Here is an 8,633-nt window from a genome sequence, read left to right as displayed (position 1 = left end):
AAGTCGCCGCCCTTCTCGATCACGCGGACCCTCCCGACGCCGGCCTGGCGCAGGCGCGCGGCGGCGAGCAGGCCGCCGAACCCGCCGCCGACCACCACGGCCTCGACGCGGTCGCGCAGCGGTTCGCGCACGAGGTCGCCTTCGACGTACGGGTCTTCGGCGTAGTACCCGAACCGGCCGGTGGGCCGCCGGTACTGCGCGCTGCCCTCGGGCCGCAGGCGCCGGTCGCGCTCGGCGCGGTACTTCGCGCGCAGGGCGTCCGGGTCGAAACCCAGGTCGGCGGGCGGGGGCGGGGTGGGGGACATGGGTGCCCTTCCGGGTTCGGTGATCGGCTCACCTCCAGATAACCGAGTTCGGCAACTATGGTCAAGCAGTTGCTTTAAAAGTGCGGTAGGCTGTCGCCGTGATCACCGCGGACACGCCGATCGGCGAGTGGGTTGCGCACCCCGAAGGCGGCCCCCTCATCCGGGCCCTGCTCGCCGGCGCGGGCTTCGACGAGACCGTGCTCGCGCCGATCAGCCAGGTGCCGCTGGGCCAGCTTGTCGGGCTCAGCCAGGGAAAACTCGGCCAGGACGTCGTCGACGACCTGGTCGCGCGCGTCAACGGCGGGGTCGTCCCGGCCGCGACCGGGTCGCGGGAGCGGACCGTCCCCGGCCGGTTCGAGGGCCGCACGGTGATCGTGACCGGCGCCGCTTCCGGCATCGGCCGGGCCACCGCGTCCCGCATCGCGCGCGAAGGCGGCCGGGTCGTCGCGGTCGACGTTTCGGCGGACCGCCTCGACGAGTTCGCCGCGGAGACGCCCGACCTTGTCCCGGTGAGCGCGGACATCACCGACACGGCCGGGATCGAACGGATCCTGGCCGCCGCCGGGACCCGGATCGACGGGCTGGCCAACGTCGCCGGGATCGCCGACGACTTCTCACCCGCGCACGAGGTGAGCGACGAGCTGTGGCGGCGGCTCTTCGCGGTCAACGTCGACGGCACGCTCGCGCTGATCCGAGCGGTGCTCCCGGCGATGCTGGCGGCCGGCGCCGGCTCGATCGTGAACATCGCCTCCGAGGCCGCGTTGCGCGGTTCGGCCGCCGGGATCGCTTACACCGCCTCGAAACACGCGGTCGTCGGGATCACCCGCAACTGCGCGGTGGTGTACGGGCCGCGCGGCATCCGCGTCAACGCCGTCGCGCCGGGCGGGGTGGCGACGGGCATCGGGCAGAGCGCGTCACCCTCGGAGTTCGGGCAGGGCCGGCTCGGCGCGTTCTTCGGGCTGATGCCGCCGATCGCCACGGCCGGGCAGCTGGCCGCGTCGATCACGTTCCTGCTGAGCGACGACGGCGCGAACGTCAACGGTGTCGTGCTGCCCTCCGACGGCGGGTGGTCGGCCCAGTGAAGCTCGCCGAAATCGCGCCCGAACTGCGCGGCAAGGCGCGGTGGCTGCCCCGCCTGCCGCTGGAGCGGCGCTGGGGGCGGTGGCTGGTGCGCCGGACCATCGCCCGGATGCGGCCCGTGGCGGTCCCGGACGTCGACGTCGAGGTCACGCCCGGATGGCGCATCCACCGGCCTCGCGAACCGCGGTCCGACCTGACCCTGCTGTGGATCCACGGCGGCGGCCTGGTGATCGGCAGCGCCGTCGAGGGTGACGCGTTCTGCGGCGAGACGGCGCGGGAACTCGGGATCACCGTGGTGTCGGCCGAGTACCGCCTCGCGCCCGAAAACCCGTACCCGGCCGCGTTGGACGACTGCCACGCCGCCTGGACGTGGATCCGCGAGCACGTCGCCGAGCCGGGCCGGGTGGTCGTCGGCGGCCAGAGCGCCGGGGGCGGGCTCGCCGCCGCGCTCGTCCAGCGCCTGCGTGACGAAGGGGAGCGGCCCCTGGGCCAGTGGCTGTTCTGCCCGATGCTCGACGACCGCACCGCCGCCCGCCGCGACCTCGACGCGCGGCGGCACCGGGGCTGGGACAACCGCCTCAACCGCTTCGGCTGGCGCGCTTACCTCGGCCTCGAACCGGGGGCGGACGTCGTTCCGCACTACGCCGCGCCCGCCCGCCGCGAGAACCTGGCCGGGCTGCCGCCGACCTGGATCGGCGTCGGCGACATCGACCTGTTCCACGACGAAGACGCCGAGTACGCTCGCCGGCTGCGCGCGGCGGGCGTCGACACGACCGTCCACGTCGTGCCGGGCGCGCCGCACGGGTTCGAGTCCTGGGCACCCGGCACCGGCTTCGCCCGCGTGTACCTGGGCACCGCGCGGAAGTGGCTGGGGAGTTTCGCCTGACGCCGAGGAGTGCGCATGTCGGTTCTCGCGGTACCGCTGGTCGCGGACACGCTCGCGCGGCTCTTCGGCGCGATCCCGGCCGCCGGGGTGCGGCCGCACCTGCGGTTCCCCGAGATCCCGGGCCGCACGCGCGAGGTGCGGGTGCCGACCCGCCACGGCGAGGTCGAGACCACCGTCTACGCGCCGCCGTCGACGCCGATCGGGGTGTACGTCAACGCCCACGGCGGCGGGTTCGTGGCCGGCCGCCGGACGGGCGACGACCCGTGGTGCCGCTTCCTGGCCGAGCACGCCGGGGTCACCGTGGTGAACGTCGAGTACGCGCTGGCCCCGCGGCGCCGGTTCCCGGTGCCGTGCGAGCAGCTCCACGACGTGCTGCGCTGGGCCGCCGCCGAGTGGCCCGCCACGCCGCTCTGCGTCGGCGGGCAGAGCGCGGGCGGCTCGCTGGCCGCGGCGGCCGCCCGGCTGTCCCTGCGCGACGGCGGCCCGGACCTGGCGTTGCAGGTGCTGCACTACCCGCCCCTGGACCTCGTCACCGCCGCCCGAGACAAGCCGGCGGGGCGGTCGGCGGTGATCAAGCCCTGGATGGGCGAGATCTTCGACACCGCCTACGTCCCCGACGTCCGGCGCCGCACGGATCCGCTGGTGTCCCCGGCCTGGGGGACCAACGGCGACGGCATCGAGGGCATCGCGCCGGCCGTGGTCGTCACCGCGGAGCTGGACCGGCTGCGCGCGGAAGCCGTGGCCTACGCGGGAAAACTCGCCGCGGCGAGCGCCCTCGTCGAGCACCGCGACGTCGCCGGGGTGGATCACGGGTACAACCTGCTCGGCGCGTCGGCCGAGCTGACGCGGGAGCTGTACGGGTTCCTGGCCGGGCACGTCCGGCGGGCCGTCACGGGGGGCTCCGTAAGGTGAGGGCCGTGATCGGGGTGATGGGATGAACGTGAAGGCCGTCCGGGCGGAGCGCGCGAGCGCCACCCGGGAGAGCATCCTGACCACGGCCGAGCGGCTGTTCGCCGAGCACGGGGTGCAGGTGGTGTCCAACCGGCACATCAGCGAGGCCGCGGGGCAGGGCAACAACGCCGCCGTCAACTACCACTTCGGCACCAAGACCGACCTGGTCCGCGCGATCGCCCGCAAGCACGCCGAGCGCGTCGAGCGGCTGCGCGCGGAGCTCGTCGAGGCCATCGACGGCCCGGGCGAGCTGCGCGACTGGGTGGCCTGCCTGATCCGCCCGACCACGACGTACCTGCGGGAGCTGGGCTCCCCGACGTGGTTCGCCCGGTTCACCGCCCAGGTGCTCACCGACCCGGCGCTGCGCGCGATCATCGCCGAGGAGTCGATGGCCTCCCCGGCGCTGGCGAAGGTGGTCGCGGGCCTGAACCGCAGCCTGTCGGTGCTCCCGCCGGACGTCCGCGCCGAGCGCGGCGACATGGCCCGCCAGCTGATGATCCACATGACGGCCGAGCGCGAGCGAGCCCTGGCGGAGGACACCCCGACCCCCCGCGCCACCTGGGACGACGCGGGCACGGGCCTGATCGACGCGGTCACCGGCCTGCTCCTGGCCCCGATCACCGCTTCCTGACCCGGGAGCCGCGGGTTCGTCCGCGCGGATGGACCGGACCCCGCCGGTTCGTCGTCGCGGACCAACGGCACCGCCGGAAACCCTCCTATCGTCGCCACGACCCCAGTACGTGACGACGAGGAGGCGCAGCGGTGCGGACACTCTTGCGGGGCGGCCGGGTCGTCGACCCCGGGACCGGGTTCGACGGGGTCACCGACGTGCTCCTGGACGGCGGCAAGGTCGCCGCCGTCAGGAGCGGGCTCGAGGCGCCCGTGGTCGTCGACGTCGGCGGGCTGGTCGTCGGGCCCGGGTTCGTCGACCTGCACAGCCACGTCCACTCGATCGCCGGGCAGCGGCTGCAGGCGATGGACGGCGTCACCACCGCCCTCGACCTCGAAGCCGGGCTGATGCCCATCGAGCGGGCCTACACCGAGGCCGCGGCGGCCGGGCGTCCGCTGCACTACGGCTTCTCCGCGTCCTGGAGCGCGGCCCGCGCGCAGGTGCTGGCCGGGATCGAGCCCGACGCGCAGATCGAGAGCGGTCTCGCCGTGCTCGGGAACCCGGTGTGGCAACGGTCTTCGTCGGCGAAGGAGCTGGCCGCCTGGCTGTCCCTTGTGGAGGGTGAACTGGCCGCGGGCGCGCTCGGCATCGGCATCCTGATGGGGTACGCGCCGGCGACCGAGCCCGGCGAGTTCCTCGCCGTGGCCCACCTCGCCGCGAAAGCCGGGGTGCCGACCTACACCCACGTCCGCGAGCTGGTCGAGGTCGACCCGGCGATCCCGGTCGACGGCTCCGAGGAGATCGTCGTCGCCGCCGCCGAAACCGGCGCCGCGATGCACCACTGCCACGTCAACAGCACCTCCGGCCACCACATCGACCGCGTCCTGGCCACGCTGGAGAAATCCCGCGCCGCCGGGTCCCGCGTCACCGTGGAGGCGTATCCGTACGGCGCGGGCAGCACGGCCGTCGGTGCCGCGTTCATCGACCCGGATCGCCTGCGGCTCAAGGGTCTTTCGCCGTCGAGCGTGGTGATCCTGGAGACCGGCGAGCGGGTCGCGGACGCCGCCCGCCTGCGTCAGCTCCGCGACGCCGATCCCGGCGCGCCCTGCATCCTCGAGTTCCTCGACGAGGAGAACCTCCGCGACCGCGCGCTGCTGCACCAGGCGCTCGCCTTCCCCGACTCGATCGTCGCGAGCGACGCGATGCCGGTGTACTGGAGGGACGGCCGCACCGAGGCCACCGAGTGGCCGCTCCCGCCGGGCGGCACGACGCATCCGCGCACCGCCGGGACTTTTGCCAAGACCCTGCGGCTGATGGTGCTGGAGGCCGGGGCGTGGAGCTGGCTCGAAGCGTTCCGCCGCTGCTCCCACCTGCCGTCGCGGCTGCTCGACGACGTCGCGCCCGCGGCGCGCGGCAAGGGCCACCTCGGGGTCGGCGCCGACGCCGACGTCGTGGTCCTCGACCCGGCGGCGCTCACCGACACCGCGACCTACGCCGACCCCACCCGGCCGTCCCAGGGCGTCCGGCACCTCTACGTCGGCGGGACTCCCGTCGTCAGCGACGGCGAGCTGCGCACCGATGCGCTCCCCGGGAAGCCGTTGCGGGGTGAGCCGCGGTGAACGACCTCCTCGCCGACATCAAGACCCTCGTCGAGTGCGAATCGCCCTCGGCGGACCACGACGCCGTCGCGCGCAGCGCCGAAATCGTGGCGCAGATCGGCCGCCGCCTGCTGGGCGCCGAGCCCGAGCGCATCGTCACCGACGGCTGCACGCACCTGCGCTGGCGGTTCGGCGACGGGCCGCCGCGGGTCCTGCTGCTCGGGCACCACGACACCGTGTGGCCGCTCGGTTCCCTGCGGACCCACCCGTTTTCGGTCGAGGACGGCGTCCTGCGCGGACCCGGCTGCTTCGACATGAAGGCCGGCGTCGTGATGGCCCTGCACGCGGCGGCGGCCCTGGCCGACCGCACCGGCCTGACGATCCTGGTCACCGGCGACGAAGAAATCGGCGCGCCGCGGTCCCGCTCGCTGATCGAAGAAGAGGCCAAGAGCTGCGGCGCGGTGCTGGTCCTGGAGGCCTCCGCCGACGGCGGCGCGCTGAAGACCCGCCGCAAAGGCGTTTCCCAGTACCGGATCGAGGTCGACGGCCGGGCCGCGCACGCCGGGCTCGAACCGGAGAAGGGCGTCAACGCCGGGATCGAGATCGCCCACCAGATCCTCGCGGTGGCCGCGCTCGCCGACCCGGACCGGGGCACGACGGTCGTCCCGACCGTGCTCACGGCCGGGACGACGGGCAACACCGTGCCCGCCGCCGCGAGCGTCGCGGTCGACGTCCGGGCGTGGGACGCCGCCGAGCAGGACCGTGTCGACCGCGCGGTAAGGAGCCTGAGCCCCGCGCTGGCGGGCGCGCGGATCCGGATCGCCGGGGCGGTCAACCGCGCGCCGCTCGATGCCGACGCGTCGGCGGACCTGTTTGAACTGGCGAACTCCCTGGCGGGCGGCACGCTCACGGGCGCGTCGGTCGGCGGCGCGTCCGACGGCAACATCACCGCGGGGCTGGGGATTCCGACCCTCGACGGCCTCGGCGCGGTGGGCGGCGGCGCCCACGCCGACGACGAGCACGTCCTCGTCGCCGAGCTGCTCCCGCGCACCGCCCTGCTCGTCACGCTGACCAAGACCCTGCTGGCCAAGACGTCGCTGACCAAGACGTTGCCGGCCAAGGGATCTTCGTCCGCCACGACCAACACCGGGGGCGAATCCGGTGCGGGACAACGGTGACGCGCCGGCGCTGTCGGGAAAGGATGGTCCCGTGACTGAAGTTGTGACGAACACGGCCCCGTCCGTGCGGGACGAGGCGGCCGAGGCGAACACCGCGGCCGCCACCGCCGCCGCGGCATCGGGCACCGAAGTCCGCGAGCTCGTCGAGGTCGACGAGCTGACCGCCGCGGCCCTGCTCTTCGAGTCCATCTGGCAACCCGGGCCGGGCAGCCAGCCGGTGAACTCCGAGCTGCTCCGGGCGATGGTCACGGCGGGCAACTACGTCGCCGGGGCCTTCGACGGCCCCCGGCTGCTCGGTGCCTGCTTCGGCTTCTTCGGCCGGCCGGCGAAAGCCGGGCTGCACAGCCACATCGCCGGGGTGCTGCCCGCCGGGCTGGGCCGGGGTCTCGGGTTCGCGCTCAAGCTGCACCAGCGGGCCTGGGCGCTGGAGCAGGGTGTTCCGGAGATCTCCTGGACCTTCGACCCGCTCGTGCGGCGCAACGCGCACTTCAACCTGACCAAGCTCGGCGCCCGCCCCGAGTACTACCTGCCGAACTTCTACGGCCCGATGCACGACACCATCAACGGCGGGGGCGACACCGACCGGATCATGGCCGCCTGGGACCTGGCGAGCCCGCCGGTGCGCGCCGCCGCGCTCGGCGAGCCGGCCCGCTTCGACGCCGTGGCGCTGCGGGCGCGCGGCGCGTCGACCGCGCTGGCCGTCGGACCCGGCGGCAGGCCGGTGACCGGGAGCGCGGACGCGCCGGTGGTGCTCGTCGCCGTCCCGCCGGACATCGAGGCGCTCCGCCGCGCCGACCCGGACCAAGGCCGGTCCTGGCGCGTCGCGCTGCGGGAGGTGCTCGGCGGGCTGATGGCCGAAGGCGCCGAGGTCATCGGGTTCGATCGGGCCGGTTTCTACGTCGTGGCAAGGGAGCAGTCGTCGTGAAACTCACTGGTGTGGAGCTCCTCCGGGTCCGGATGCCGCTGGTGTCCCCGTTCCGGACCTCGTTCGGCACGCAGGCCGAGCGGGAACTGCTGCTCCTGCGCGCGGTCACCTCCGACGGCGAGGGCTGGGGCGAATGCGGCGCGATGGTCGACCCGCTGTACTCCTCGGAGTACGTCGACGGCGTCGAGCACGTGCTGCGGACGTTCCTCGTCCCGGCGCTCATCGCGGCCGGCGACCTGACGGCGAACAAGGTCGCCCCGCTGCTGGCGAAGTTCAAGGGCCACCGGATGGCCAAGGCCGCGCTGGAGATGGCCGTGCTCGACGCGGAGCTGCGTGCCCACGGCGTGTCGTTCGCGACCGCCCTGGGGTCCACAAAGGACTCAGTGCCGTGCGGGGTGTCCGTCGGCATCATGGAGACGGTCCCGCACCTGCTCGACGTGGTCGGCGGCTACCTCGACGCCGGGTACGTCCGGATCAAGCTGAAGATCGAGCCCGGCTGGGACGTCGAGCCGGTGCGCGCGGTCCGGGAACGCTTCGGCGACGACGTGCTGCTGCAGGTCGACGCGAACACCGCGTACACGCTGTCCGACATCCCGCAGCTCGCCCGGCTCGACCCGTTCGAGCTGCTGCTGATCGAGCAGCCCCTCGAGGAGGAGGACGTGCTCGGCCACGCCGAGCTGGCCAAGCACATCCGGACGCCGATCTGCCTGGACGAGTCCGTCGTGTCCGCCCGCTCGGCCGCCGACGCGATCCGGCTCGGCGCCTGCCGGATCGTCAACATCAAGCCGAGCCGGGTCGGCGGTTACCTCGAGGCGCGGCGGGTGCACGACGTCTGCGCCGCGCACGGGATCCCGGTCTGGTGCGGCGGGATGATCGAGACCGGGCTGGGCCGGGCGGCCAACGTCGCGCTCGCGTCGCTGCCCGGGTTCACCCTGCCCGGGGACACCTCGGCGTCGGACCGGTTCTACACCGAGGACATCACCGAGCCGTTCGTGCTGACCGGCGGGCACCTGCCGGTGCCGTCGGGCCCCGGCCTCGGCGTCACGCCGATCGCGGGCCGGCTCGCCGAGGTGACCACCGCGAAGAGCTGGCTCGCCTGA

General features: G+C 74.1%; 9 protein-coding genes. 8 read left to right on the top strand and 1 reads right to left on the bottom strand.

Annotated features, from left to right (window positions below):
* A partial coding sequence (locus tag ACGFMK_RS27510) for an NAD(P)-binding protein (RefSeq protein ID WP_392768893.1) occupies window positions 1–305 on the bottom strand: 305 nt, incomplete at its 3' end.
* 98 nt (window positions 306–403) lie between these two features.
* Between ACGFMK_RS27510 and ACGFMK_RS27505 the strand changes: the two genes are divergently transcribed.
* The 8 genes from ACGFMK_RS27505 to menC all read left to right on the top strand — a co-directional run bounded on the left by ACGFMK_RS27505 (window position 404) and on the right by menC (window position 8,633).
* The gene (locus ACGFMK_RS27505; RefSeq protein WP_392768891.1) at window positions 404–1,387 is read left to right on the top strand and encodes an SDR family NAD(P)-dependent oxidoreductase; all 984 of its coding nucleotides are present in this window, start codon (window positions 404–406) and stop codon (window positions 1,385–1,387) included.
* Window positions 1,384–2,271, top strand: a complete 888-nt coding sequence (locus ACGFMK_RS27500) for an alpha/beta hydrolase (protein ID WP_392768888.1) — start codon at window positions 1,384–1,386, stop codon at window positions 2,269–2,271. The genes ACGFMK_RS27505 and ACGFMK_RS27500 overlap by 4 nt, the downstream gene beginning before the upstream one ends.
* A gap of 15 nt (window positions 2,272–2,286) precedes the next feature.
* Window positions 2,287–3,183: an alpha/beta hydrolase fold domain-containing protein gene (locus ACGFMK_RS27495; protein ID WP_392768885.1), complete on the top strand. Its 897-nt coding sequence runs from the start codon at window positions 2,287–2,289 to the stop codon at window positions 3,181–3,183.
* A 22-nt stretch (window positions 3,184–3,205) separates the two neighbouring features.
* Window positions 3,206–3,853, top strand: coding sequence for a TetR/AcrR family transcriptional regulator (locus ACGFMK_RS27490; RefSeq protein ID WP_392768882.1), 648 nt, complete (start codon window positions 3,206–3,208; stop codon window positions 3,851–3,853).
* Window positions 3,854–3,984: 131 nt separating this feature from the next.
* Entirely contained in the window at window positions 3,985–5,451 is a 1,467-nt protein-coding gene (locus ACGFMK_RS27485) for an amidohydrolase family protein (RefSeq protein ID WP_392768879.1), read from the top strand.
* The gene (locus ACGFMK_RS27480) at window positions 5,448–6,608 is read left to right on the top strand and encodes a M20 family metallopeptidase (protein ID WP_392768876.1); all 1,161 of its coding nucleotides are present in this window, start codon (window positions 5,448–5,450) and stop codon (window positions 6,606–6,608) included. The genes ACGFMK_RS27485 and ACGFMK_RS27480 overlap by 4 nt, the downstream gene beginning before the upstream one ends.
* Before the next feature lie 31 nt (window positions 6,609–6,639).
* A complete protein-coding gene (locus ACGFMK_RS27475; protein ID WP_392768873.1) occupies window positions 6,640–7,533 on the top strand; it encodes a GNAT family N-acetyltransferase in 894 nt (297 codons plus the stop codon).
* Window positions 7,530–8,633, top strand: coding sequence for an o-succinylbenzoate synthase (gene menC / locus ACGFMK_RS27470; RefSeq protein WP_392768870.1), 1,104 nt, complete (start codon window positions 7,530–7,532; stop codon window positions 8,631–8,633). The genes ACGFMK_RS27475 and menC overlap by 4 nt, the downstream gene beginning before the upstream one ends.

Origin of the sequence: Amycolatopsis sp. NPDC049252, from assembly GCF_043197175.1 — a bacterium.
Classification (GTDB): domain Bacteria; phylum Actinomycetota; class Actinomycetes; order Mycobacteriales; family Pseudonocardiaceae; genus Amycolatopsis.
This window is presented reverse-complemented; position numbering and strand designations above follow the sequence as displayed.

Bases quoted from the DNA above. Each gene is read 5' to 3' on its own strand.
- ACGFMK_RS27495 (WP_392768885.1), top strand. From the start codon at position 2,287: ATGTCGGTTCTCGCGGTACCGCTGGTCGCGGACACGCTCGCGCGGCTC.
- ACGFMK_RS27490 (WP_392768882.1), top strand. From the start codon at position 3,206: ATGAACGTGAAGGCCGTCCGGGCGGAGCGCGCGAGCGCCACCCGGGAG.